The sequence below is a fragment of the Komagataeibacter xylinus genome (genome assembly GCF_009834365.1).
Taxonomy (GTDB): Bacteria; Pseudomonadota; Alphaproteobacteria; order Acetobacterales; family Acetobacteraceae; genus Komagataeibacter; species Komagataeibacter xylinus_D.
This window is the reverse complement of the sequence record NZ_CP041348.1, coordinates 1,046,706-1,071,526: the sequence shown is the minus strand read 5'-3', so window position 1 is coordinate 1,071,526 and position 24,821 is coordinate 1,046,706. Positions and strand designations below refer to the sequence as shown.

The 24,821-nt window shown below is 64.1% G+C and carries 21 protein-coding genes; 13 read left to right on the top strand and 8 right to left on the bottom strand.

The features are described 5' to 3' along the window. Positions 1-2: 2 nt before the first annotated feature. Positions 3-683 carry a heme exporter protein CcmB gene (ccmB, locus tag FMA36_RS05055; protein ID WP_159261309.1) on the bottom strand — a complete coding sequence of 227 codons (681 nt, stop codon included), beginning with the start codon at positions 681-683 and terminating at the stop codon, positions 3-5. Continuing rightward, positions 680-1,324 carry a heme ABC exporter ATP-binding protein CcmA gene (gene ccmA / locus FMA36_RS05050; RefSeq protein ID WP_206065270.1) on the bottom strand — a complete coding sequence of 215 codons (645 nt, stop codon included), beginning with the start codon at positions 1,322-1,324 and terminating at the stop codon, positions 680-682. Before ccmA ends, ccmB begins: the two co-directional genes overlap by 4 nt. A 282-nt stretch (positions 1,325-1,606) precedes the next feature. Here ccmA and acnA point away from each other — a divergent pair, with 282 nt between their 5' ends. Together acnA and FMA36_RS05040 are read left to right on the top strand one after the other, a co-directional pair. Then, positions 1,607-4,300 carry an aconitate hydratase AcnA gene (gene acnA / locus FMA36_RS05045; protein WP_159261307.1) on the top strand — a complete coding sequence of 898 codons (2,694 nt, stop codon included), beginning with the start codon at positions 1,607-1,609 and terminating at the stop codon, positions 4,298-4,300. A gap of 225 nt (positions 4,301-4,525) precedes the next feature. Then, entirely contained in the window at positions 4,526-5,422 is an 897-nt protein-coding gene (locus FMA36_RS05040; protein WP_159261305.1) for a LysR family transcriptional regulator, read from the top strand. A 124-nt stretch (positions 5,423-5,546) separates the two neighbouring features. On the opposite strand, the gene FMA36_RS05035 is transcribed toward FMA36_RS05040, so the two are convergent. The 3 genes from FMA36_RS05035 to FMA36_RS05025 all read right to left on the bottom strand — a co-directional run bounded on the left by FMA36_RS05035 (position 5,547) and on the right by FMA36_RS05025 (position 8,458). Continuing rightward, a complete protein-coding gene (locus tag FMA36_RS05035) occupies positions 5,547-6,485 on the bottom strand; it encodes a hypothetical protein (protein ID WP_159261303.1) in 939 nt (312 codons plus the stop codon). Between the two features lie 66 nt (positions 6,486-6,551). Continuing rightward, a complete protein-coding gene (locus FMA36_RS05030) occupies positions 6,552-7,823 on the bottom strand; it encodes an AAA family ATPase (RefSeq protein WP_159261302.1) in 1,272 nt (423 codons plus the stop codon). Beyond that, positions 7,820-8,458, bottom strand: a complete 639-nt coding sequence (locus tag FMA36_RS05025; protein WP_159261300.1) for a hypothetical protein — start codon at positions 8,456-8,458, stop codon at positions 7,820-7,822. The genes FMA36_RS05030 and FMA36_RS05025 overlap by 4 nt, the downstream gene beginning before the upstream one ends. A gap of 176 nt (positions 8,459-8,634) precedes the next feature. Between FMA36_RS05025 and rimP the strand changes: the two genes are divergently transcribed. The 5 genes from rimP to rbfA are packed head-to-tail and all read left to right on the top strand — an operon-like array spanning position 8,635 to position 14,611. Beyond that, entirely contained in the window at positions 8,635-9,255 is a 621-nt protein-coding gene (gene rimP, locus FMA36_RS05020) for a ribosome maturation factor RimP (protein ID WP_159261298.1), read from the top strand. Positions 9,256-9,275: 20 nt separating this feature from the next. Next, positions 9,276-10,814, top strand: coding sequence for a transcription termination factor NusA (nusA, locus tag FMA36_RS05015; protein ID WP_061274464.1), 1,539 nt, complete (start codon positions 9,276-9,278; stop codon positions 10,812-10,814). Between the two features lie 34 nt (positions 10,815-10,848). Then, positions 10,849-11,481 carry an RNA-binding protein gene (locus tag FMA36_RS05010; protein WP_061274423.1) on the top strand — a complete coding sequence of 211 codons (633 nt, stop codon included), beginning with the start codon at positions 10,849-10,851 and terminating at the stop codon, positions 11,479-11,481. Continuing rightward, positions 11,478-14,168, top strand: a complete 2,691-nt coding sequence (gene infB, locus FMA36_RS05005; RefSeq protein WP_159261296.1) for a translation initiation factor IF-2 — start codon at positions 11,478-11,480, stop codon at positions 14,166-14,168. The genes FMA36_RS05010 and infB overlap by 4 nt, the downstream gene beginning before the upstream one ends. Positions 14,169-14,191: 23 nt before the next feature. After that, a complete protein-coding gene (gene rbfA / locus FMA36_RS05000) occupies positions 14,192-14,611 on the top strand; it encodes a 30S ribosome-binding factor RbfA (RefSeq protein WP_082770804.1) in 420 nt (139 codons plus the stop codon). A 161-nt stretch (positions 14,612-14,772) separates the two neighbouring features. On the opposite strand, the gene FMA36_RS04995 is transcribed toward rbfA, so the two are convergent. Continuing rightward, a complete protein-coding gene (locus FMA36_RS04995) occupies positions 14,773-15,744 on the bottom strand; it encodes an MlaD family protein (protein ID WP_159261294.1) in 972 nt (323 codons plus the stop codon). Positions 15,745-15,997: 253 nt separating this feature from the next. Here FMA36_RS04995 and truB point away from each other — a divergent pair, with 253 nt between their 5' ends. From truB to FMA36_RS04975, 4 genes are all read left to right on the top strand, one after another. Beyond that, complete coding sequence (gene truB / locus FMA36_RS04990; RefSeq protein WP_159261292.1) at positions 15,998-16,918, top strand: tRNA pseudouridine(55) synthase TruB; 921 nt, start codon at positions 15,998-16,000, stop codon at positions 16,916-16,918. A 24-nt stretch (positions 16,919-16,942) separates the two neighbouring features. Further along, positions 16,943-17,212, top strand: a complete 270-nt coding sequence (gene rpsO, locus FMA36_RS04985; RefSeq protein ID WP_159263630.1) for a 30S ribosomal protein S15 — start codon at positions 16,943-16,945, stop codon at positions 17,210-17,212. Positions 17,213-17,516: 304 nt separating this feature from the next. Continuing rightward, positions 17,517-19,655: a polyribonucleotide nucleotidyltransferase gene (pnp, locus tag FMA36_RS04980; protein ID WP_159261290.1), complete on the top strand. Its 2,139-nt coding sequence runs from the start codon at positions 17,517-17,519 to the stop codon at positions 19,653-19,655. Positions 19,656-19,747: 92 nt separating this feature from the next. Continuing rightward, on the top strand, positions 19,748-21,166 hold the full coding sequence (locus FMA36_RS04975; protein WP_159261288.1) for an NAD(P)H-dependent flavin oxidoreductase: 1,419 nt from the start codon (positions 19,748-19,750) through the stop codon (positions 21,164-21,166). Between the two features lie 109 nt (positions 21,167-21,275). On the opposite strand, the gene rdgB is transcribed toward FMA36_RS04975, so the two are convergent. Then, entirely contained in the window at positions 21,276-21,890 is a 615-nt protein-coding gene (gene rdgB, locus FMA36_RS04970; RefSeq protein ID WP_167518009.1) for an RdgB/HAM1 family non-canonical purine NTP pyrophosphatase, read from the bottom strand. Continuing rightward, positions 21,887-22,615: a ribonuclease PH gene (gene rph, locus FMA36_RS04965; protein WP_159261286.1), complete on the bottom strand. Its 729-nt coding sequence runs from the start codon at positions 22,613-22,615 to the stop codon at positions 21,887-21,889. Before rph ends, rdgB begins: the two co-directional genes overlap by 4 nt. A 127-nt stretch (positions 22,616-22,742) precedes the next feature. Here rph and hrcA point away from each other — a divergent pair, with 127 nt between their 5' ends. Beyond that, complete coding sequence (gene hrcA / locus FMA36_RS04960; protein ID WP_159261283.1) at positions 22,743-23,822, top strand: heat-inducible transcriptional repressor HrcA; 1,080 nt, start codon at positions 22,743-22,745, stop codon at positions 23,820-23,822. Positions 23,823-23,933: 111 nt separating this feature from the next. Beyond that, positions 23,934-24,821, top strand: coding sequence for an aldo/keto reductase (locus FMA36_RS04955; RefSeq protein WP_159261281.1), 888 nt, complete (start codon positions 23,934-23,936; stop codon positions 24,819-24,821).

Genomic DNA, 24,821 nt, shown 5'->3' with positions numbered 1-24,821 from the left:
CCTTATTCCACCGCCGCCCGCAGCCCGGCACCTGCGGCAAGCGGGCAGAGCGGAAGGGCTGCGGCAAGGAACGCGCCGAGCAGTTCAAGGTCCGGCCCCCATGACAGGCCGGTCTGTGCCGCATCGAGCGCTGCCGCCCCAAAGATCAGCGCGGGCGTGGTCAACGGCAGCACCAGCAGCGGCAGCAGCACGCCGCCGCGCCGCGCGCCAAGCACGACCGACGCCGCCATGCCGCCAATGAGCGAGAGGATGAGCGTACCCAGCAGCAGGCCGGTCAGCAGCACCACCATGGAGGTGGTGGGCATGCCGAGCATGATGGCCAGCGGGCCTGCAGCCAGCAGCAGCGGCAGGCCGGTGGTCAGCCAGTGGGCGATCATCTTGGCCAGCGCGATGAGCGAGGGCGGCAGGCCGGTCATGAGCAGCTGGTCCAGCGAGCCATCTTCCAGCTCCGAGCCAAACAGCCGGTCAAGCGGCAGCAGGGCGGCAAGCAACGCACACACCCATACGATTCCCGGCGCCATGCGCCGCAGCAGCTCGGGCGAGGGGCCAAGGGCGAGCGGGAACAGCGCGCCTGCGAGGATGAAGAACAGCACCGCCCCCAGCGTGTCGGCTCCGTGGCGCAGTGCGAGCCGCAGGTCGCGTTCAAGGATGGCGGTGATGAGGGCGGGAATCCGGAGTGTCACAGCAGGTCGTCCTCGGGGAAATCTTCCAGCGGCTGGGGGATGTCGGATTCGTTCAGCCCCGGCAGCGCATGGGTGCGGGCATTGGGCAGGGGCAGCGGAACATGGGTGGTTGCAATCACAATTCCGCCAGCCTGCCGGTGGGCGGCGAACAGGGTGCCAAGCAGCCCCATCGTGTTGATATCCAGCCCCAGGCTCGGCTCATCAAGCAGCCATAGCGGGGCCTGCGCCAGCAGCACGCGCGCCAGTGCCGCGCGTCGTTTCTGCCCCGCCGAGAGCATGCGCGCGGGCAGGTCGGCCAAGCCGGAAATATTGAGCGATTCCATGCACAGGTCAGGATTTCCGCCACTTGCGCGCGCGGCCAGCGTCAGGTTTTCGCGTAATGTCAGCCCCAGCTTGAGCGCATCCTGATGGCCCAGATAGGCCACCCGCCCCGCATGCTGGCTGCGATCGGCCAGCGCATCCACGCCAGACCAAAGCACATGGCCGCCTTCCGGTTTGTGCAATCCCGCCAGCACGCGCAGCAAGGTGGACTTGCCAGCCCCGTTCGGGCCAGTCAGGAGCAGGGCATCACCAGCTTCGAGCGTAAAGCCGACACGGTCCAGAACCAGCCGTTCACCGCGGAAAACCGAGATATTTTCCACTTCCAGCAGCGGGCGGCCGGGGGGGGTAAAGGCAGGAATGACGGAAATCCTCCGGGCAATGGGCAAATTGTGGGCGCAGGGCAAAAAAATGCCTGCTCCCGGTTTCTTGTTACCGGCTCCAGCTTGTGTCGCAACCGCGTCCGGGTATGTTCTACCACCGTTGGGAGATCAAGCAGGTTGTCCCTGACAAGGTCACAAACCCCGCGCCAGGAAAAAAGGCAGCGGAGGATACACGATCACACGGGACGATCCGTTGCTGATGCCTCGGAGGAAACAAAGCCAATGAAGACGGTTGGGCACGACTCACTGAAAACGGGCCGCACACTGAACGTGGACGGCAAGACCTACCATTATTTCTCAATCCCGGAAGCGGAAAAGACCATCGGTTCCGTCAGCCGCCTGCCAGTCAGCCTGAAGGTGCTGCTGGAGAATGTGCTGCGGTTCGAGGACGGGCATTCCTACTCCGTAGAAGATGCCAAGGCCATCGCCGGATGGCTGAAGGAAGGGCGCAGCACGAAGGAAGTGCCCTTCAAGCCCGCGCGCATTCTCATGCAGGATTTCACCGGCGTTCCCGCCGTGGTTGACCTTGCCGCAATGCGCGACGGCATTCTCAAGCTCAAGGGCGACCCGCAGAAGGTGAACCCGCTGGTTCCCGTCAACCTCGTCATCGATCACTCGGTCATGGTGGACGTGGCCGGCACGCCCGAGGCGCTGCAGGACAACGTGACCATCGAGTTCGAGCGCAATGGCGAGCGTTACGCCTTCCTGCGCTGGGGCCAGGAAGCGTTCGAGAACTTCTCGGTCGTGCCGCCGGGCACGGGCATCTGCCATCAGGTGAACCTCGAATACATCGCTCAGGCGGTGTGGACGGCCAATGTGGGCGGCAAGGACTATGCCTACCCCGATACCCTGTTCGGCACCGACAGCCACACCACCATGGTCAATGGCATGGGCGTGCTGGGCTGGGGCGTTGGCGGCATCGAGGCGGAAGCGGCCATGCTCGGCCAGCCCATCGCCATGCTGATCCCCGATGTGATCGGCTTCAAGATGACCGGCAAGCTGCCCGAGGGTGCGACCGCCACCGATCTGGTGCTCACGGTTACCCAGATGCTGCGCAAGAAGGGCGTGGTGGGCAAGTTCGTCGAGTTCTTTGGCCCCGCCCTTGACCACCTGCCGGTAGCCGACCGCGCGACCATCGCCAACATGGCACCGGAATATGGCGCGACCTGCGGCTTCTTCCCCGTTGATGACCTGACGCTGGATTACCTGCGCCAGACCGGCCGTGAAGAGCACCGCATCAAGCTGACGGCGGAATACCTCAAGGCGCAGGGCATGTTCCGCCATGCCGAATCCGCCCACCCCGTATTTACCGACACGCTGGAACTCAATCTCGAGACCATCGTGCCCTCGATTGCAGGCCCCAAGCGCCCGCAGGACCGCGTGGTGCTCAAGGGTGCCGACAAGGCCTTCGAAACCGAACTGACCGGCAGCCTGGGCGTGCCCGCGGCCGACAAGGACAAGAAGGCCAAGGTGGCTGGCACCAATTACGAGATCGGCCACGGCGACGTGGTGATCGCGGCCATCACCTCGTGCACCAACACCTCCAACCCCGCCGTGCTGATCGCGGCAGGTCTGGTGGCGAAAAAGGCACGCGCCCTGGGCCTGAAGCCCAAGCCGTGGGTCAAGACCTCGCTCGCGCCGGGCTCGCAGGTGGTGACGGATTACCTCAACCGTGCCGGCCTGCAGGATGAGCTGGACGCGATGGGCTTCAACACCGTGGGCTACGGCTGCACGACCTGTATCGGCAACTCCGGCCCGCTGGAAGATCACATCGTCGATGCGATCGAAGGCAACAAGCTGGTGGCCGTTTCGGTGCTGTCGGGCAACCGTAACTTCGAGGGGCGTATTTCGCCCAACGTGCGCGCCAACTACCTGGCCAGCCCGCCGCTGGTCGTGGCCTACTCCCTGCTGGGCACGATGCGCGAGGACATCACCACCACGCCGCTGGGCACTTCCAAGGACGGCAAGCCGGTGTACCTCAAGGACATCTGGCCCACCAACCACGAGATCGCGGCCCTCATGGGCTCCGCCATCACGCGTGAGGAGTTCATCAACCGCTACAAGCATGTAAGCCAGGGCACGAAGGAATGGCAGGCGCTGAAAGTCGCCACCGGTTCCGAGACCTACAAGTGGGATGCCTCCTCCACCTACGTGCAGGATCCGCCGTATTTCCAGGACATCACGCCTGAGCCCAAGTCGCGTGGCGACATCATCGGCGCGCGCCTGCTCGCACTGCTTGGTGATAACATCACCACCGACCACATCTCGCCTGCCGGCGCGATCAAGGAAAGCTCCCCCGCGGGCAAATACCTTGAAGAGCATGGCGTGGCGAAAAAGGACTTCAACTCCTACGGCTCGCGTCGTGGCAATGACCGCGTGATGGTGCGCGGCACGTTCGCCAACATCCGCATCAAGAACGAAATGCTGCCCGGCACCGAAGGGGGCGTTTCCAAGCACTTCCCTGATGGCAAGGAAGGCTCCATCTACGATGTGGCGATGGAATACAAGAAGGAGGGCGTGCCCCTGGTCGTGATCGGCGGCAAGGAATACGGCATGGGCTCCTCGCGCGACTGGGCGGCCAAGGGCACCCTGCTGCTGGGCGTGCGTGCGGTCGTGGCCGAGAGCTTCGAGCGTATCCACCGCTCCAACCTCGTGGGCATGGGCGTGCTGCCGCTCCTGTTCGAGGAAGGCACGACGCGCAAGACGCTGGGCCTGAAAGGCGACGAGACCTTCGAGATCCGTGGCCTCGACAAGATCACGCCCCGCATGACCATGACCATGACCATCACCCGCGCCGATGGCTCCAAGCAGGACGTGCCCCTGCTGTGCCGTGTCGATACGCTCGACGAGGTGGAGTATTTCCGCAATGGCGGCATTCTCCAGACCGTGCTGCGTGGCATGACCAAGGCGGCCTGATAACAGGCAGCACCATCCCGGTCTGCGCCGGAATGGAGAGATAAAGACGGCGACCCGTATCATGCGGGCCGCCGTTTTTTTGTGGCCGTTCATCTATGCACGGGTGGTATAAGTTACCTCTGCGTTTGACACATATCGGCGGTGTCTTTTCTCTATATTGTGTATAAATAAGATGGCGTTTAAAGCCGGTACTGTGTAATAACATACCGGATATGATGGGGCCCCATGGATCTGCTTTCTGCCTTGCACAGCTTTGTCCGTGTGGCTGCAACGGGATCATTCTCTGCCGTATCAAGAGAGACGGGTGCAAGCCAGCCCACCATTTCCCGCCACATTGCCCTGCTTGAGGCCCATTACGGCGCAACCCTGTTTGCCCGGACCACCCGCAGCCTGATGATGACGGAAGACGGGCGCAGCCTCCTGCCGCATGCCTATGAAGTGCTCGAAATTCTTGAAACGGCGGAAACCGCGCTGGGTCGCAGGCGGGCCTCGGTGTCGGGGCTGGTGCGGCTGGGCGTTACCACGGCGTTCGGGCTGTACCTGACCAGTCGGCTGAGCAGCCTGCTGGAGGAACATCCCGACCTGTCGGTCGAACTGGTCATGCGCGACGGATTTGGCGATCTGGTGGAAGAAGGGCTGGACCTTGCCATCCGCATCGGTTCCATTGCCGAGGGTTCACTGATTGCCCGCCGTCTGGGTTCGGTGCATCGCTGCGTCATCGCCTCAAGCGATTACCTTGCCCGCCGTGGCACCCCCGTCCACCCGCGCGACCTGCTTAATCACCCCTGCATTGCCTACAGCTATGGCGGCACGCGGCATGACTGGCAGTTCACCCGCAAGGGCGAGAGCGAGACCACGGTGGCAGCCAACGGACCTTTCCGCGCCAATAGCAGCGAGGCCGTGCTTCAGGCCGTGCGGGCTGGGCTTGGCATTGGCATGCTGCCGACATTTCAGGTGGAAGAGGACATTACGTCAGGCCGTCTGGTGCACCTTCTGCCGGAATGGACCATTCCCGAACTGCCTTTCTATGCCGTGCATACCGGCCCGCGCACCCTGCCGCTGCGCACGCGTACGGTGCTTGATTTCCTGATCGAGATATCGGACGTGCTGCGTCAGGGCTAAAAGTAGAGTATTGATAAAAAACAATAAAACTTTTTGGTGAAGCTTTTTTCAAAAAGCATTCAGAAGAATGCCGCCTTTTTGAAAAAAGGCGGCACCCGGAAATTTTCAGGATTTCAGGCGTGGCTCAGTCCAGCGGGTTTCCTTCGCCAGGGCGGGGGGCTGCCGGGTCAACCGCAAGCCGGGCACGCTGCTCATCGCTTGAGGCCAGCATGTCGCTATTAAAGCCGTCATGCAGCACCGGCGCCCAGCCTGTCATCCATGCATTCATGCGTTTGACGAAGTCATTGGCGGCCGGCTGCTGCGCCAGCCCCTCCTTGGTCCAGAAATCGGGTGAGCGCAGGATCTTGGTGTCATTGAGATTAACGGGGTTGAGATAGATCGTTATCGCCTCTCCATTGATGTTGTCATCAGTGGCGGGCGTGCTGTTGACCCATTTTGCCCGCAGCAGCACCGGCGGCAACACGAAGCCTTCCTGCTTGAGTTGCGGAGCAATGATGCCCATGTGGCCGATGGCGGCAGGATCAATCAGGCGCGTGAGCCAGCATTCCATCATGGGCGGATGGTTGGTCGCGATATGTGCCATGTAGTTGCGGTCATCATGGCATTCTTCATCCATTGCGGGATTGGCCGCAGCCGGTACCGGCTGTGTCGTGCCGCTGGCTATGATCAGGCCGGTCACGATATGGCCCTGCACCCGCACCAGAACATTTTCCAGCACTTCGCCATGCGGGCCTGCGATGATGTTGATGAGCGGGTGCCACACGCCAGCGGGCAGCGGCAGGATGCGCCCGGCAAACGGAATCGCCTTGGTCAGCCGGTCGGTCACGGGCATGACGGTCACGACCCCATCCCCCGGGCCACCACCGGCCTGATCGGCATCGGCGGGCGTGTCCTGCATGCCAAGGCGGTTATGGATGGCGGTCGCGATCTGCGCCATGCGGGGCAGCCTGCGGGTCAGGTAGGCTGGCGGGAAAACGAACGTCAGCGCCACGAAAGGCACAATGAGGTAAAGGCACATCCGCCATAGCGGCGCACGATGCCAGAGGCGCGAAAAAGCGGACATTCAGCAGGCCATGCCTTTTGCCATGCAGGAGGCCACGGGGGCAGGGCGGAACAGCGCGGCCATGGGTCAGGAACTGATCCGGGCCTGCTGGGCGTCGCTCTTGTCCGCGATTTCGGCCACGATGCCATCTTCGTTCTGCACCACGCGCACCAGTTTGGCACCCTGCTGGCGGGCGGTGATGAGCGAGTCGCTGATCATGTCCTCGATCGAGCGGGCCAGATCGCGCGCACTGGCGGCAGGGCCCATACGGTCCTGGCGGCGCATGACCTCGAACAGCAGCGCGGGGTCGATACCCCCGGTCTCGACCTTGAGGCCATAGCTGTCGATCATCGATTCGATTTCCAGCGCGGAAACGCGGGCGATATCCAGCCCTTCGAGCGGGCGGAACACGAAGATGCGGTCCAGCCGGTTCAGCACTTCGGGCGCAAAGCCTGCCTGGCGCAGCGCCTCGACCGACTCGGCGCGCATCTTGTCGGGCTCGTCGGCCAGCCGGTCCGCGATCTCGGACAGCGCATCGGTGGCGATGTTCGAGGTGAGGATGAAGATGCAGCGCACAGTCGAGATCTGCTGCCCTGTCGAGGCCTCGGTCACATGTCCGTCATTCCATGCGGTGAGGAATTTCTTGAACACATCGGGGTGCGCTTTCTCGATTTCATCGAGCAGCACCACGGCGTCGGGCTTTTCCTTCAGGCCGCCGGTCAGCTTGCCGTAGGTGTCGGAGCCGACATAACCCTTGGGCGAGCCAAACAGCTGCGTTGCGGCATGCGGCGAGCTCATCTGCGTCATGTCGAAGTTGAGCAGCGGGCGGTCGAGCTGGCGGGCCAGCTGCTTGGCAAGATAGGTCTTGCCCGTGCCCGGCGGCCCGGCGAGCAGGAAGATCCCCACCGGCTTGCCGCGCACCTGCAGCGCCAGGCGGCGGCGCAGCTGCGTCGCCACGTCCTCGCATACCTGATCCTGCCCGATCACGCGCGCGCGCAGGCTGGCGGCGAGCTCCTCGGCATCGATCACGGTTTCTTTCTGTTCGCGTGCCAGCATCTCTTCAAGCGCGCTACGATTGGTCAGCCTGGCCAGTACGTCCATCATCCATCCCCGTCTGCGTCGGATTCCCTTGCGGGCGAGTTTCTCGGCCCGGCTCTCGAACCACAGCCCGCTCAGCGCCAGCAGGGCGCTCGCCGCCGCTATGACCGGATAGGCCGGTGCGCACCATTCCATGAAATGCCGTATGCTGGCGAGCGAAAGATGCAACGCCATGGCGGCCTGAAAACTGCCGAGCACCAGGAAAATGACCATGGCGATCGGCACGACCCGTTCCATCAGGATCGGATAGAGCGGCTTCATTGCACGACAACCCCGATGACAAGACTGCTCCCGCGCGTCAGTACCGGCAGGGGCGTAGGCCCTGGCACGAACACCGCTCCGGCATGCACGCCCATCGGCCCCGGATCGCCTGCGGGCGTGATCGACACATCCCCCGCAATGCGGATGGGCAGGATCACGCTGCGCGGCTGCGGGCCGAGATGCACGGTCTGCACGAGACCAAGGGACTCCACGTTCACGACTGCTCCGCTGCCTGTCATGTCATACATCGGCATGTCGGCCAGTATGATCTCGCGCCGCCGCAACGCCGCCATGATCTCGGCCTGCTGCTGCAGTGTGAAACTTGTCTGGCGCAGCATTTCCGCCGCGCGTTCGGGCGAGATCATGGGCATCTCGCCCATCATGTCGGGCCTGCCCTGCACCGGCGCGTTGAGTGTCAGGTGATTGCCGTCATTGCCCCTGCCGCCGCCAGCCTCGGCTGCGGCGGGGGGCGTCTGGCTGCCGCCACCGCTTTCCTGCGGGGTCAGGAAGCCGCCTGCGCCCAGGCCACCGCCTGCCACGACGGCCGCGATCAGCCCCACCACAACCAGCTTTCGGCTGGACGAGCGTTCGCTGCGTTCCCGTGTCGGTTCCGGCGGGGAGGGCGTGGGCATCATGCGTACATAATGCGGGCGGGGCGGGGAGAATGGCAAGATGTTAAGAGAGAGGAAATGTAACCCCCGCCTGTCCACATAGTCCTTGCGGTCAGGCATGGTGTGGCCTATGTTGGCGACTATTCCTTCATCTATGGTTTTTTTCTTTGGGGGGTGGCCGCAGGGCTGCCTTTTTTGCATTGGACGCTGATCTGCCTTTCCTGTCGGGCCTTGATGCCCGCATCGCCGCAATGGTCGCCCCCGCGCTGGCCGACATGGGGTTCGACCTCGTGCGCGTGGCGGTGCTGGGTCGCGAGTCCCCCACCGTGCAGATCATGGCGGATCGCGTGGATGGCACGCTCCTCGCCATCGAGGATTGCGAGCAGATCAGCCATGCGGTTGGCGCGATACTGGACGTGGAAGACCCGCTGCCCGGCGCGTGGACGCTGGAGGTCTCATCCCCCGGCATCGACCGTCCCCTGACCCGTGCCAAGGATTGGGAGCGGTTTGCAGGCCACCTTGCCCGCGCCGAGATGAACATGCCCATTGAAGGCCGCAAGCGTTTTGCCGGGATCGTGCTCGGTGCGCGCGATGGCCATGGCCTGATGCGGCTTGATGACGGAAGCGAGGTTGCGCTGCCTTTCGCTGAAATGCGCAAGGCGCGCCTTGTCCTGACCGATGAACTGATCGCGGCAAGCGCCCGGATGATGAAGCCGGCCGCAAGCTCCGATGATACTGGCCTGGAGGAAGAACCTTCCCCGGCTGAAGACCGCAAGCCCGCTGCCAAGTCGGGTCGCAAGCCCGCCCGCAAGGCCAATTGAACGATGTTGTGGAGACACTGATGGATACGTCCGTTGCCCGTCCCGAACTGCTGCTGGTGGCCGATGCCGTAGCGCGGGAAAAGTCGATTGACCGCGAGGAAGTGCTCGAAGCGATGGAGCAGGCCATCCAGAAGGCCGGCCGCGCGAAATACGGTCATGAAAAGGATATCCGCGCCACCATCGACCGCCGCACCGGCGATGTGCGCCTGTCGCGCTGGACCGAGGCGGTCGAGGCGGTGGAGAACGAGGAAACCCAGATCCCGCTCTACATCGCGCGCAAGTTCAAGCCCGAGATCCAGCTTGGCGAATACCTGATCGACCCGCTGCCGCCCATCGATTTCGGACGCATCGCGGCACAGACGGCCAAGCAGGTCATTGTCCAGCGCGTGCGTGAATATGAGCGCCGCCGCCAGTTCAATGACTTCAAGGACCGCGTGGGCGAGATCGTCAACGGCACCGTCAAGCGCACGGAATATGGCAACCTGCTCGTCGAGATCGGCGATGCCGAGGCCCTGCTGCGCCGCGATGAGCTGATTCCGCGTGAAAGCTTCCGCAATTCCGATCGCGTGCGCGCCTATATCTATGATGTGCGCGACGAGCCGCGTGGCCCGCAGATCTTCCTTTCGCGCACGCATCCGGCGTTCCTCGCCAAGCTGTTCGCGCAGGAAGTGCCCGAGATCTATGATGGCATCATCGAGATCAAGGCCGTGGCGCGCGACCCCGGCTCGCGTGCCAAGATGGCTGTCATTTCGCGTGATGCCTCGATCGATCCGGTCGGCGCCTGCGTGGGCGTGCGCGGCCGCCGCGTGCAGGAAGTGGTCAAGGAACTCCAGGGCGAGAAGATCGATATCATTCCGTGGAGCCCGCAGGCCGCGACCTTCGTGGTCAACGCTCTCGCCCCGGCTGAAGTCAGCAAGGTCGTGATGGACGAGGAGGCGGGTCGCGTCGAGGTTGTCGTGCCTGATGACCAGCTCAGCCTGGCCATTGGCCGCCGCGGCCAGAACGTGCGCCTTGCCAGCCAGTTGACGCGCTGGGACATCGACATCCTGACCGAGGCCGAGGAATCGGAGCGCCGCCAGGAAGAATTCCGCCGCCGCAGCAACCTGTTTGTTGAAGCGCTGGACGTGGATGATGTCATTGCGGGGCTGCTGGTGACCGAGGGCTTCCATTCCATCGAGGAACTGGCGTTTGCCGATCCCGAGGAACTGGCCAACATCGAAGGCTTTGACGAGGACGTGGCCAGCGAACTGGTCCGCCGCGCTGAAGGCTACCTGGCGGGCCAGGAAGAGGAACTCGACACCAAGCGCCGCACGCTGGGCGTGAGCGATGACATTGCCGTGCTGGGCGTGTTCACCAACCAGATGCTGGTGACGCTGGGTGAAAAGGGCGTGAAGACGCTGGATGATCTGGCCGACCTGGCGGGTGACGAACTTGTCGAGATCCTGGGCAGCGATGCCATTGACGAGGATGCGGCCAACGAGATCATCATGGCGGCGCGCGCTCACTGGTTCGATGGCGATGAGGCAAAGCCTGCGCAAGAGGAGACGTCCGACGTCTGAGCTAACCGACCTGAACGCCCCAGATCCGGAAGGCATGGAGCCTGAAGAGCGCGGGCCACTGCGCCGTTGCGCCGTGACCCGGCTCCGGCTGCCCAAGGAGGAAATGATCCGGTTTGTCATTTCCCCCGATGGAGTCGTGATCCCTGATCTTTCCGCACGGCTGCCCGGACGGGGAATTTGGTTGAGCGCACGCGCGGATGTGTTAGAAACAGCACGCACACGCGGCGTATTTGCCCGCGCGGCGAGGGGAAGGGTTGTTATTCCCCCTGACCTGACCCATCTTGTGCGAGATGGGCTGCTGCGGCGCATGATGGATGTCGCAGGGCTGGCACGGCGGGCCGGACAGATTGTCTGTGGTTTCGCCAAGGTGCGTGAGTGGGTTGTGGGCGGTCGTGCCGGTCTGGTCATACAGGCCGCCGATGGCAGCCCCGACGAGAGGAAGAGAGTTTTGTCTGGTGCACGGGAACTGCCGGTTGTGGCTGTTCCTACGGCATCGGGTCTGGGTGCGGCATTTGGCCGCGACCATGTTGTTCATGCAGCGATTCTGCATGGTGAACTGGCGCGCCGTTTCCGTATCGAGAGTGAACGTTTTGCGGGTCTGTCCGGCAGGATTGGCCCGAATTCGGCGGATCGTTCCGCCGGACGGTGTGAACAGGCGGGTACATGAGCGAAGGCAACGATCAGGATCAGGGTAAGGGACGCTTGTCTCTGCGGCCGGCGGGCCGCAGGGAGGTCGGACGGACGGTAGATGCCGGTTCCGTGCGACAGAGCTTCAGCCATGGTCGTTCAAAGGTGGTTCAGGTCGAGGTGCGCAAGAAGCGCGGGGCCGGGGCCGCAGGTAACGGATCGGGGCCGGCTGGCGGTCGCGCCGGTGGTCGGGGCGGTCGCGCGCTGACGGCAGCGGAACTGGCGACACGCCAGCGCGTGCTCGATGAGCAGCGTCGCGCCGCAATCCAGCGCGAGAAAGAGGCCCGCGAGCAGGAGAAGATCACGATCCTCTCCGCCGCGGAAGAAGCCCGCCGCGCTGAAGAGGAAAATGCCCGCCGTGCCGAAGAAGAGGCACGCGCCAAGGCAGATGCCGCCGCTGCGGTTGAGGAAGCACGCAAGCAGGAGGCCAGCAACGCGCCGGCCCCCGCAGCGCCCGACTCGACAGATCCGGCGGGTCCGGTTGTCTCGTCCGTGCCCATTCCGGGTGAAGTGACGCTGGCGCCGCCCATGCAGCGCCTGCGCCCGCTGGCCGAGCGCGCGATCATGCCCGCCCAGCCGCTGCGGCCGTCGCGCCCTGCGGGTGGTGGTGCTGCCACGGCACGCCCCGCAGGCGGTGCTGGCGAGACGCTGCGCCTGCGCACGGGCCGTGCGGATGGTGGCGAGGAAGAACGTCGCCCCAGCCGTCGCCCCGGCAATGCCGTGCCGAACCGCCGCCCCTCGGGTGGTGCCAAGAAGAATAATGACAGCCGTCGCGCTGGCCGCATTGACGTGCAGGCCGCGATCGAAGGGGATGACGACAAGACCCGTTCGCTCGCCTCGGTCCGCCGCCAGCGTGAGCGTGAGCGCCGTCAGGCCGAACTTGAACGCCTGCGTTCCGATCAGGTGCGCGTGGTGCGCGATGTTGTCCTGCCCGAGAGCATTACGGTGCAGGAACTCGCCAACCGCATGGCTGCCCGTCAGGGCGAGGTCATCAAGGCGCTGATGAAGATGGGTGTGATGGCCACCGTGACCCAGTCGCTCGACGCGGACACGGCGGAACTGATCGTGCAGGAATTCGGCCATCGCGTGCGCCGTGTTTCCGACAGCGATGTCGAGATCGGCATCGAGGGTATCGAGGACAGCGAAGCAGACCTCAAGCCCCGTCCGCCGGTCGTGACCGTGATGGGCCATGTCGATCACGGCAAGACCTCGCTGCTCGATGCACTGCGCACAACTGATGTCGCCAATGGCGAAGCCGGTGGCATTACGCAGCATATCGGCGCGTATCAGGTCACGCTGGCCTCTGGTGCCAAGATCACCTTCATCGATACGCCGGGTCATGAGGCGTTTACCGCCATGCGTGCCCGCGGCGCCTCGGTGACCGACGTGGTCATTCTGGTCGTGGCAGCCGATGATGGCGTGATGCCGCAGACGATCGAAGCCATCAAGCACGCCAAGGCGGCTGATGCCCCGATCATCGTCGCCATCAACAAGTGCGACAAGCCGGGTGCGAACCCCGACCGCGTGCGCCAGGAACTGCTGAACCACGAGATCGTGGTGGAAAGCATGGGTGGCGATACGCAGGATGTCGAGGTCTCGGCGCTCAAGCGCACAGGCTTGGACAAGCTTGAGGAAGCGATCCTGCTGCAGGCCGAAATCCTTGACCTCAAGGCCAATCCCGACCGGGTGGCCGAGGGTTCGGTGATTGAAAGCCGCCTTGACCGCGGGCGTGGTCCGGTTGCGACCGTGCTGGTCCAGAAGGGCACGCTGCGCCGCACCGACATCGTGGTGGCCGGGGCCGAATGGGGCCGCGTGCGCGCCATGATCGACGACCGCAACCGCCAGCTTGGCGAGGCAGGTCCGTCCATGCCGGTCGAGATCCTGGGCATTACCGGGGTGCCGGGCGCAGGCGAGCCGTTCGTGGTGGTGGAAAACGAGAATCGCGCCCGCGAAATCTCCGAGTTCCGCCAGCGCGTGATCAAGGAACGCATGGCTGCTGGCCAGACAGCCGCACGCGGCACGCTCGACCAGATGCTTGCCCGCATTCAGGCAGGTGCGCAGAAGGAAGTCGCGGTTCTCATCAAGGCGGACGTGCAGGGCTCGGCGGAGGCGCTTGAAGCCACCGTGCAGAAGCTCGAGCATGAGGAAGTCAAGATCCGCGTGCTCAACGCCACCGTGGGCCAGATTACGGAAAGCGATGTGCAGCTTGCCAAGGCATCGGGCGCGATCATCATCGCGTTCAATGTCCGCGCGACCGCACAGGCCCGTGAGCTTGCACAGCGTGAAGGCGTGGACATCCGCTACTACTCGATCATCTACCAGGTGGCGGATGACGTGGAGCAGCTGGTGCGTGGCAAGATCGCGCCCAAGCATCGCGAGAAGTTCCTGGGTTATGCCGAAATCCGCAAGGTTTTCGAAATTACCAAGGTGGGCAAGGTTGCCGGCTGCTACGTCACCGAAGGCGTGGTCAAGCGTGGCTGTGGCGTGCGCCTGCTGCGTGATAACGTCGTGATCCATGAAGGCGAGCTGAGCCAGCTCAAGCGCTTCAAGGATGACGTGAAGGAAGTGGCGCGCGGTTACGAATGCGGCCTGTCCTTTGCCGGGTATAATGACCTGCGCGAAGGTGACGTGGTCGAGTGTTATGAAATGGAACTCGTCCCGGCATGAGCCGCAATTCATCCAGAAAAGGGATGAGCGAGAGCGGGCCGGCAGGGAAACTTGCCGGCCATTCCGCGTCTGGTCCCTCGCAGCGTCAGCTGCGCGTGGCGGAAGAAGTCCGTCGCGTGCTGGCGGAAATATTTGCCCGCACTGAATTCCGTGATCCGGATCTGGCCGATGTGCGCATTACGGTTACCGAAGTGCGTATCTCGCCCGACCTCAAGCATGCCACGGTTTTCGTGGCCCGTCTGGGCCGGAGCGATGTGGCTGAACTGCTGCCTGCGCTCAAGCGCGTAACGCCGTTCCTGCGCACCCGCCTGTCGCACGCGCTCAGGCTGCGCGGCGTGCCGGACCTGCACTTCCAGCCTGATACGGCGCTCGATTACGCCATGGAAGTCGATACCATGCTACGCCAGCCTGAAGTGCAGCGCGACCTTAAGGATGAAGACTGAGATTCTGTTCAAAAACAAATTATTGGTAAAAAACAATAAAAGTTTTTGGAAAAAGGCAGCTCCCCAAAATTTTTATTCCTGAAAAGCCAGTTCATGAAAAAGGCCGGTCCGGGGCAATGCCCGACCGGCCTTTTTCATATCGTTGGCAGATGAACGTCCGCTTAGTTGCGCCGCCCCATGAGCAGAAGCTGGGGGTTGCGCTCCACATCGGTTGCGAACCCGCGCAGGGCGGCGGCAGCGGCGGCAAGGTCACGCAGTGACGAATCGATATTGGAGCGGTCGGCCGAACTCGGGGCCGTAATGTCATGCAGGCCCGCCAGCGCGCCACGCGCCTCGGTTACCGTATCATTGGAGTTGACCAGCAGCGTGTGCAGTTCACCGCCACGGGCATCAAGCTGGGCAGTGCCGGTATCGGCCAGATGGTCGATGGAGGCCAGCGTGGTGTCGAGGCGCTTGTCGAGGTCGCGGATGGTATCGGTCGCGGTATCAACGGTCACGCGCGTATGGTCGGATGTGGCGCGCACGCTGTCCACCAGAGGCGGCAGGTCCTGGTCAAGCTTGTCGGCCAGGGTGCGCACGCTTACCAGCATGGCGTCGGCATTGTTGGCAATGTTCTTGAGCGGCAGGGCTGTCAGGGCATCGGTCAGCTTCTGCATTTCCGATTCGCGGGTCGGGATCTCGATCAGCGGGCTCAGGCCGGGATGCAGGTGGGCGGGGATGCCAGGGTCGAAGGTCAGGTCAATTTCTTCCTGCCCGGTCACGAAGCTCTGCATGTGCAGTTCCGCGCGCAGCCCGTTTTCAATCAGCTTTGGCAGTTCATTGGCATCGAGCGCGCGGCCATGCGAGCCCGCCATGCGCGCGCCATTGGCCTCAAGCTCTACCGTAACCGGAATATAGGCCTGATGGGTCTGCGGGTCGAACTGCACGGCGATGTGGTCCACATGGCCCACCTGCACGCCATCGAACGTGACGGGCGCACCTACGCCCAGCCCGTTGATGGGACTGTCAAAAACCACCACGGCGCGATTGGTGGGCGAAAAGGGATGAAACTGTCCGAACAGCGCTATGGCCGTCACACCAAGCAGGGCTCCACCCAACACAAATGCACCGACCGTGGTCTGCCGTTCAGCCATGGTGTTCAGGTCTCCCTAGACGCGGAATGAAAAATACTGTGGCACACGGTTATCCATGCATCCGTTTGTTGCAAGATGACACTCCATGCCCCGCAGGCCAAGCAGCCTGGGGGGATGGCAGGCATGTGCCCGCCTGTCCTTTTAACATGTGTGGCGCAGGCGGCCAGCCCCCGTGGCTCAATGGGGCATTGAAGTGCATGCGTGCCTCGTCTAAACGCACGGCACCCCCCAATTTCATGCAAGGTGCCGTGCAATGCGACGCAGACGTGGCCGCCCGCTTGACGGCTGGCTGATCATCGACAAGCCCCTGGGCATGACCTCCACGCAGGTGGTGGGCCGCGCGCGCTACCTGTTCGATGCCGCCAAGGCGGGCCACGGCGGCACGCTCGACCCGCTGGCCACCGGCCTGCTGCCCATAGCCTTCGGCAAGGCCACCAAGACGGTGCCCTACATCATGGATGGCACCAAGCGCTACCACTTCACCCTGCGCATCGGCGAGGCGCGCGATAGCGATGATGCCGAGGGTGCGGTCACCGCCACATCGGATGTGCGGCCTGACAACGCCGCGTTCGAGGCAGCCCTTGCCGCTTTCAGGGGCGAGATCATGCAGGTGCCGCCGGTGTTCTCGGCACTCAAGGTGGGCGGCCAGCGCTCCTATGACATGGCGCGCGCGGGCAATGCCCCCGAACTCGCGCCAAGGCCCGCGCGCATCGACCGCTTCGAACTGATTGCCCGCCCCGATGCCGATACGGCGGTGTTCGAGGTGGAATCGGGCAAAGGGGTGTACATGCGCGCGCTCGCGCGTGACATTGCGCTGGCCTGCGGCACGGTGGGACATGTGGCGGCGCTGCGGCGGCTGAACGTGGGGCCATTTGATGAATCCCATGCGATTCCGCTGGACAAAATTGTCGCAAGCGCCGACAACGCGCCTGCTCCACCGGATCTGCTGCTTCCGGTCGCGACCGCGCTGGCCGACATCCCGGCGCTGGCCCTGACCCGTGAGGAAGCGGATGCCCTGTCATTTGGCCAGGCAATCGACCTGTGCCAGCTGGCAGACCGGATGCCGGAACACACCGACCCCCGCAGCGGGGTCGTGCGTGCGATGGATGGAGCGCGCGTGGTCGGGCTGTGCCGCCCTGTTGAAGGGTGGCTCCGATCAGTGCGCATGCTGTGAACCGAATGATCAATGGAGAGAATGATGTCGATTACTGCCGAACGCCGCACGGCGCTTATTGGTGAATACCGCAACGCTGCCACCGATACCGGCTCGCCGGAAGTGCAGGTTGCCCTGCTGACCGAGCGGATCGTGAACCTGACCGAGCACCTCAAGACCCACGCGAAGGATTTCCATTCCCGCCGTGGCCTGCTGATGCTCGTTGGCCGCCGCCGCCGCCTGCTTGACTACGTCAAGCGCAAGGACGTGGCCCGTTACGAAACGCTGATCAAGCGCCTCGGCCTGCGTCGCTGATTTGCGACCGCGCGGGAGGACGGGCATAATGTCCACCCCCCGCGTGGCCCATGCGGGCATGGCATATGCACAGGCATGGCCATGCCCCGCCGGGCCGCATTTTTTCAGGCGCCCCTGACGGGCGCCGCCAACACGCTGCCGACGCCACGGCGGAGATGTCCGGACCGGATCGCAGCGTTTCAGGCCACATGGTGTTCTGGCGGTATGTGCCGCCATCGCTCCATGCCGTCCGAGGCGCTGCCATCATACGTTCCAATGTCCGGCCCGCCTGCATTGCGGCAGTCAACGGACAGGGTTTGTCTGGATGTTCAATTATTTTCGCAAGGAAATGGAATGGGGCGGTCGCCCGCTGGTGCTGGAAACGGGCAAGGTCGCCCGCCAGGCCGATGGCGCGGTGGTCGTAACCTATGGCGACACGGTGGTGCTGTGCACGGCCGTTGGCGCGAAAAGCGTCAAGCCGGGGCAGGACTTCTTCCCGCTCACGGTCAACTACCAGGAAAAAGCCTACGCGGCGGGCAAGATCCCCGGTGGCTTCTTCAAGCGTGAAGGCCGCCCGAGCGAGGCCGAGGTGCTGAACTCGCGCCTGATCGACCGCCCGCTGCGCCCGCTCTTCCCCGAGAACTTCCGCAATGAAGTTCAGGTCGTTGCCACCGTGCTCAGCCACGACATGGAAAACGATCCCGCTGTCGTGGCGCTGATTGGCTGCTCGGCGGCGCTGACGCTGTCGGGCATTCCGTTCTTCGGCCCGGTGGGCGCGGCCCGCGTCGGCTATTCCGATGGCAAATACGTGCTGAACCCGACCATCTCGCAGCTTAAGGAAAGCGCGCTTGACCTGGTCGTGGCCGGCACGGCCGAAGGCGTGCTGATGGTCGAGTCCGAGGCGGTCGAACTGTCCGAGGACGTGATGCTCGGCGCCGTGACGTTTGGCCACGAAGCCTTCCAGCCGGTGATCGACCTGATCATCGACCTCGCCGAAGATGCCGCCAAGGCCCCGTGGGACCTTGCCGAGCCGACGGCAGAGGAAATCAAGCTGCGCAAGAAGGTGGACAAGGCCGGTCGCGCCCTGATCGCCGAGGCCTACAAGGAACGTGCCAAGCAGGTGCGCTACAAGAAGGTCGCCGCCGCCCGTGAGGCGATCCTTGCCAAGATCGGCGAGGCCGAGGCCGATGCCGCCAAGCCGATGATCAAGGACCTCGAGGCCGACGTGGTGCGCACCGAGGTGCTCGACACCGGCTACCGCATCGATGGCCGTGACCTCGAGACGATCCGCCCGATCGTGTCCGAGGTTGGCATCCTGCCGCGCGCGCATGGTTCCGCCCTGTTCACCCGTGGCGAGACGCAGGCCCTTGTGGTCGCGACCCTTGGCACCGGTCAGGACGAGCAGATCGTGGACGCGCTTGAAGGCGAGTACCGCAACAACTTCATGCTGCACTACAACTTCCCCCCGTTCTCGGTGGGTGAGTGCGGGCGCATGGGCTCGCCGGGTCGCCGTGAAATCGGCCATGGCAAGCTGGCATGGCGCGCCATCCACCCGCTGCTGCCGGGCAAGGACACCTTCCCGTACACCATGCGCGTGGTGTCCGAGATCACGGAAAGCAACGGTTCGTCCTCGATGGCGACGGTGTGCGGCACCTCGCTGGCGCTGATGGATGCGGGCGTGCCGCTCAAGCGTCCGGTGGCCGGTATCGCCATGGGCCTGATCAAGGAAGACGAGGACTTCGCCGTCCTGTCCGACATCCTTGGTGATGAAGATCACCTTGGCGACATGGACTTCAAGGTTGCTGGCACCGAGCAGGGTGTGACTGCGCTGCAGATGGACATCAAGATCACGTCCATCACCCCCGAGATCATGAAGATCGCGCTGGGTCAGGCCCGCAATGGCCGCATGCACATCCTGGGCGAGATGGCCAAGGCGCTGACCGAAGGCCGCACGGATGTCTCCTCCTCCGCGCCGAAGATCACCACGATCTCCGTGCCGAAGGAAAAGATCCGCGATGTGATCGGCCAGGGCGGTAAAGTCATTCGTGAGATCGTTGAATATTCGGGTGCGAAGATCGATATCAACGATGACGGTACGATCATGATCGCCGCATCATCCGACGATCAGGCCGAGAAAGCCATCGAGCGGATCCGTGGCATCGTGGCAGAACCCGAAGTGGGCCACATCTACAACGGCAAGGTGGTCAAGACCGCCGATTTCGGGGCGTTCGTCAACTTCCTCGGCCCGCGTGATGGTCTGGTGCACATCTCCGAACTCGCACAGGGCCGCGTTTCCAAGACGACGGACGTGGTCAAGCAGGGCGACGAGGTGAAGGTGAAGGTTCTGGGCTTTGATGACCGCGGCAAGGTGAAGCTGTCCATGCGCGTGGTTGATCAGGAGACCGGTGCCGACATCACCGAGACCGTGGGCGCCAAGCCCGGCCGTGCTCCCGCCGCACGCTGAGCGCGCGGTTCCGGCCTACAGACAGCCCGGCCATCAGGGTGCGCCTGCATGGCGCTCCTGTGGCCGGGTAGACACATGACGATGGAATGGTGATGAAGCCGATCAATGCGATCCGTATGGGCGGGACGGATATTCTGCCCCTGGTCGAGGGGGGGAAGGGCGTCTCGATCTCGACTGGCATTTCCGCCGGGCACTGGGCGGCAGCCGGGGGCGCGGGCACGGTCTCGATCGTGAACGCTGACTCCTATGATGCGGACGGCAACATCGTGCCGCAGATCTATCACGGCAAGACCCGGCGCGAGCGGCATGAGGAACTGGTCGATTACGCCATTCGCGGCGGTATAGCCCAGGCCCGTATCGCGCATGAGATTGCTGGTGGCAGGGGCCGCATCCACGCCAATATCCTGTGGGAAATGGGCGGGGCGGAGCGTGTCATCAATGGCGTGCTTGAAGGGGCTCCGGGCCTGATCCAGGGCCTGACCTGTGGCGCGGGCATGCCGTACCGCCTGTCGGACATCGCGGCGAAATTCGGCATCCATTACTATCCCATCGTTTCATCCGCCCGCGCGTTCAACGCCCTGTGGCGGCGGTCGTATCACAAGACCGCCGACCTGCTTGGCGCCGTGGTGTATGAAGACCCCTGGCGGGCGGGCGGGCATAATGGCCTGTCCAACACCGAAAACCCGCTGGCACCGGAAGACCCGTTCCCCCGCGTGCTGGCGCTGCGCAAGCAGATGCGGGCCTTCGGGCTGGACGAGACCCCCATCATCATGGCCGGTGGCGTGTGGTGGCTGGAGGAATGGCAGGACTGGATCGACAACCCCGAACTCGGGCCGATCGTGTTCCAGTTCGGCACCCGCCCGCTCCTGACGCAGGAAAGCCCGATTCCGCAGGCATGGAAAGACCGCCTGCTGACGCTGAAGAAGGGGGATGTGTTCCTCAACCGCTTCTCGCCCACGGGTTTCTATTCCTCCGCCGTCAACAACAGCTTCCTGCGTGAACTGCGCGGGCGCTCGGAGCGACAGATCCCGTTCTCGCCCGAAGCACTTGGCGAGCACACCATGGCGCTCGCCATTGGCGCGCGCGGGCGGCAGGTTTTTGTTACCCCCGCCGATGGGCAGCGCGCGCATCTGTGGATGGAAGAAGGCCACACCGAGGCCATGCGCACGCCGGACAACACGCTGGTGTTCGTATCACCCGAGCGCGCGCGTGAAATCCTGACCGATCAGGGGGCCTGCATGGGCTGCCTGTCGGAGTGCCGCTTTTCCAACTGGTCGCAGAAGCCGCCTGCCTATTCCAACGGGCACAAGGCGGACCCGCGTTCCTACTGCATCCAGAAAACCCTGCAGGATGCCGCCCACGCCCATGGGCCGGACCAGGCCGAGGTGATCGACCACAACCTCATGTTCGGCGGCACCAATGCGTGGCGGTTTGCCACCGACCCGTTCTATGCCAACGGTTTCGTGCCCACCGTGGCGCAACTGCTTGAGCGGATCATGACCGGGCGCTAGGCCTGATCGGATCACAAAAAGGCCGGTGCCCGAAAGGGACCGGCCTTTTTGTTCAAAAAGCTTCACCAAAAACGCCGCCTTTTTTCAAAAAGGCGGCACCCAAAAACTTTTAATCTTCTGCCTTGGGCAGGCAGGCCTCGCTGAACAGCGCGAAGGCCAGGCCACGGTGGCTGATGGCGTTCTTTTCCGCGTCAGTCATGTCGGCAAAGCTGCGTGTGCCGGTGCCGGGGGCAAAAAGCGGGTCATAGCCATGGCCGTTGGTGCCATGCGGCGGCCAGATGACGTGGCCATCAATCCGGCCCTCAAAGGTTTCGGTGCGGCCATCGGGCCAGGCCAGGCACAGCACGGAAATGAACCACGCGCTGCGGTCGGGGTTGTCGCCCATCTGCTCATGAATGCGGCGCATGGCGTCAGGATAGTCCTTGGCTGGGCCAGCCCAGCGGGCCGAGAAGATGCCCGGCGCGCCATCAAGGGCTGCGACACAGAAGCCGGAATCATCGGCCAGCGCGGGCAGGTTGGCCGCCTTGGCCGCAGCGATGGCCTTGATGGCGGCATTGCCCGCAAAGCTGTCCGCCGTCTCGTCTGGTTCGGGCAGCGACAGGTCACCTGCGGAAATGACGCGGATGCCGTAGCCGCCCAGCAGGGTAGCGAATTCGGCAATCTTGCCCCTGTTATGCGTGGCGAGCACCAGCGTGTCGCCCCGGTTGAGGTGGGGAGTGGTCATGATGCGAGCGCCTCGTTCACGGTTACGGTCTGGATATGGAACAGTTCGGCAGTGCCGGTGCGGGCCAGGCGCATGAGCGTGTTGAACTGCGCCTCGGTAAAGGGGTCTTTTTCCGCCGTGCCCTGAACTTCCACAATGCCGCCATCGGCGGTCAGCACGAAGTTGGCGTCGGCGCTGGCATTGCTGTCCTCGGCGTAGTCAAGGTCGAGCACGGCGCCTGCCTCGGTCAGCCCGCAGGAAATGGCCGCAACCTGCCCCTTGAGCGGCACGGCAGGCAGCGTGCCCTCACGCACCAGCTTTTCCAGCGCCAGGCGCAGTGCGATCCATGCGCCGGTAATGGCCGCACAGCGCGTGCCGCCATCGGCGTTGAGCACGTCGCAATCCACCGTGATCGAGATCTCGCCCAGTGCCTTGAGGTCCACCACGGCGCGCAGCGCGCGGGCGATCAGGCGCTGGATTTCCTGCGTGCGGCCGCTCTGCTTGCCACGCGCTGCCTCACGCGGGCCACGGTTATGGGTGGCGCGCGGCAGCATGCCATATTCCGCCGTAACCCAGCCCTGCCCCTTGCCGCGCAGGAAGGAGGGCACGCGCGGCTCGACGCTGGCCGCGCACAGCACCTCGGTGCCGCCCATGCGGATCAGGGCGGAGCCTTCCGCGTGGCGGGCAAAGCCGGTCTGGATGAAGACGGGACGCAGCGCGTCGGGGGCGCGGCCGGATGGGCGCATGGGGCAACTCCGCAAGGTGAGGGGGCGGCATAGCGCGCAATCCGCTCCTATTTCCAGTCCTGCGTGGGCACGGGCGTGCGGTATCTGTTATAATGAGGGCTTGCGGATGACTACGTGCAAAGGAGGCATGGCGATGGAAACCCGATCACCGGTATCGCAGCCGGCCCTGCTGTCCGGGCTTGATGCGCGTTCCGCCGCGATCCTGCGCGAGATCGTGGAACAGTATGTGGAAACGGGCGAGCCGATGGGCTCGCGCACCCTGTCGCAGCGCCTGCCGCTTTCGCTCTCGCCCGCCACGATTCGCAACGTCATGGCCGACCTGACCGATGCGGGGCTGCTGTTCTCGCCTCATGCCTCGGCGGGCCGCCTGCCGACCGAGAAGGGCGTGCGCCTGTTTGTCGATGGCCTGCTGCAGTTTGGCAGCCTGAGCGAGGAGGAGCGCGAGAGCATAGCGGGCACGCTTGATGTGAAGGGCCGTTCGCTTGAGGATATGCTGGCGCAGGCATCATCCATGCTCTCGGGCCTGTCCTCGGCGGCGGGGCTGGTCATGGCACCCAAGAGCGATGCGAGCACCATCAAGCACATCGAATTCGTGGCTCTCGGCCCGGGGCGCGCGCTGGTCATTCTGGTCAGCGCGGATGGCCAGGTGGAAAACCGCGTGATCGAGACACCGCCCGGCCTGCCGCCCTCGGCGCTGGTCGAGGCAGGCAACTACCTCAACGCCCATCTGTCGGGCCAGACGCTCGACCGCCTGCGCGAGACGGTCAGCACCGACATGACCGCCAACCGCAACGAACTCGACCACCTGACGGCAGGTGTGGTGGCCAGCGGGCTTGCCACATGGAGCGATGCAGAGGAGCGGGGGGGCACGCTGTTCATCCGCGGGCAGGGCCGCCTTCTGGCCGATGTGACCGAGATCGAGCGCCTGACCACCATCCAGATGCTGTTCGAGCGGCTGGAAACGCAGGAGACCATGCTGCGCCTGCTCGATCTTGCACGTGAATCGGAGGGGGTGCGCATCTTCATCGGAGCGGAAAGCGGGCTGTTCGGCATGGCGGGCATGTCGGTGGTGGTCGCGCCTGCGCGCACCGACAGCAACCGCATCGTCGGCGCCATTGGCGTGATTGGCCCCACCCGCATCAATTATGGCCGCATAATCCCGGTAGTGGACTATACCGCGCGCGTGATCGGCCGCCTGCTGGGCTGAGCTGCCGCATCTTCATGCAACCGTGCCCGTCACGCGCCCTTATGGTGGGCAGGCACCAACCGCACGCCCGCCATACTGGCGCGGGCGTGCCCATCAAGCACGGAGAAAGCCATGTTCACGCCTGATGCACGCCAGTCCGGGTCCTTCATGATCGGGGGTGATATCGAGGTTACAAGGCTCGGCTTCGGGGCCATGCGCATTACGGGGCCGGGCATATGGGGCGAGCCGGCCGACCGGGCAAAGGCACTCGCCACGCTGAAGCGCCTGCCCGAACTCGGCATCAATTTTGTCGATACCGCCGATGCCTATGGCCCGGAGGTGAGCGAGAACCTCATCCGCGAGGCGCTGCACCCCTATGAGGGCATGCTCATTGCCACCAAGGGCGGCCATACGCGCCACGGGCCGGATATCTGGAAGCCCGTCGGCAACCCCGATTACCTGCGCCAGTGCGTGCTGATGAGCCTGCGCAGGCTCGGCGTCGAGCGCATCGACCTGTGGCAGTTGCACCGCGTGGGGGCCGACTGCACGCCCGAGCAGCAGTTCGAGGCCATTGCCGCCATGCGCGCGCAGGGGCTGATCCGCCATGTTGGCCTCTCTGAGGTGACGGTGGAGATGATCGAACGCGCGCGGCTGTATTTCCCGGTCGCGACGGTGCAGAACCGCTTCAACCTCGTCAACCGCTATTCGGAGGACGTGCTGGACTACTGCACGCGCGAGAATATCGGCTTCATTCCGTGGGCGCCGCTTGCGGCGGGCGGCCTTACCAAAGGCGATACCGTGCTCACGCGCCTTGCAGGCGAGAAGGGCGTGCAGCCCGGCCAGATCGCGCTGGCGTGGCTCCTGCGCCGCGCGCCGGTCATGCTGCCCATTCCGGGCACGTCCAGCCCCGAGCATGTGGCCGATAACGCGGCGGCCGCCGCGATCAAGTTGAGCGATGAGGAATTCCGCCAGCTTGATAACGATGGCCGGGCCGAATGGGCCAGCCGCAACGCGGGCTGA

Excerpts from the sequence above, each read along its gene's own strand:
- acnA (WP_159261307.1), top strand. The coding sequence starts at position 1,607 with ATGAAGACGGTTGGGCACGACTCACTGAAAACGGGCCGCACACTGAAC.
- FMA36_RS05040 (WP_159261305.1), top strand. The coding sequence starts at position 4,526 with ATGGATCTGCTTTCTGCCTTGCACAGCTTTGTCCGTGTGGCTGCAACG.
- FMA36_RS05035 (WP_159261303.1), bottom strand. The coding sequence starts at position 6,485 with ATGTCCGCTTTTTCGCGCCTCTGGCATCGTGCGCCGCTATGGCGGATG.
- FMA36_RS05030 (WP_159261302.1), bottom strand. The coding sequence starts at position 7,823 with ATGAAGCCGCTCTATCCGATCCTGATGGAACGGGTCGTGCCGATCGCC.
- FMA36_RS05025 (WP_159261300.1), bottom strand. The coding sequence starts at position 8,458 with ATGATGCCCACGCCCTCCCCGCCGGAACCGACACGGGAACGCAGCGAA.
- nusA (WP_061274464.1), top strand. The coding sequence starts at position 9,276 with ATGGATACGTCCGTTGCCCGTCCCGAACTGCTGCTGGTGGCCGATGCC.
- FMA36_RS05010 (WP_061274423.1), top strand. The coding sequence starts at position 10,849 with ATGGAGCCTGAAGAGCGCGGGCCACTGCGCCGTTGCGCCGTGACCCGG.
- infB (WP_159261296.1), top strand. The coding sequence starts at position 11,478 with ATGAGCGAAGGCAACGATCAGGATCAGGGTAAGGGACGCTTGTCTCTG.
- rbfA (WP_082770804.1), top strand. The coding sequence starts at position 14,192 with ATGAGCGAGAGCGGGCCGGCAGGGAAACTTGCCGGCCATTCCGCGTCT.
- FMA36_RS04995 (WP_159261294.1), bottom strand. The coding sequence starts at position 15,744 with ATGGCTGAACGGCAGACCACGGTCGGTGCATTTGTGTTGGGTGGAGCC.
- truB (WP_159261292.1), top strand. The coding sequence starts at position 15,998 with ATGCGACGCAGACGTGGCCGCCCGCTTGACGGCTGGCTGATCATCGAC.
- rpsO (WP_159263630.1), top strand. The coding sequence starts at position 16,943 with ATGTCGATTACTGCCGAACGCCGCACGGCGCTTATTGGTGAATACCGC.
- pnp (WP_159261290.1), top strand. The coding sequence starts at position 17,517 with ATGTTCAATTATTTTCGCAAGGAAATGGAATGGGGCGGTCGCCCGCTG.
- FMA36_RS04975 (WP_159261288.1), top strand. The coding sequence starts at position 19,748 with ATGAAGCCGATCAATGCGATCCGTATGGGCGGGACGGATATTCTGCCC.
- rdgB (WP_167518009.1), bottom strand. The coding sequence starts at position 21,890 with ATGACCACTCCCCACCTCAACCGGGGCGACACGCTGGTGCTCGCCACG.
- rph (WP_159261286.1), bottom strand. The coding sequence starts at position 22,615 with ATGCGCCCATCCGGCCGCGCCCCCGACGCGCTGCGTCCCGTCTTCATC.
- hrcA (WP_159261283.1), top strand. The coding sequence starts at position 22,743 with ATGGCGATGGAAACCCGATCACCGGTATCGCAGCCGGCCCTGCTGTCC.
- FMA36_RS04955 (WP_159261281.1), top strand. The coding sequence starts at position 23,934 with ATGTTCACGCCTGATGCACGCCAGTCCGGGTCCTTCATGATCGGGGGT.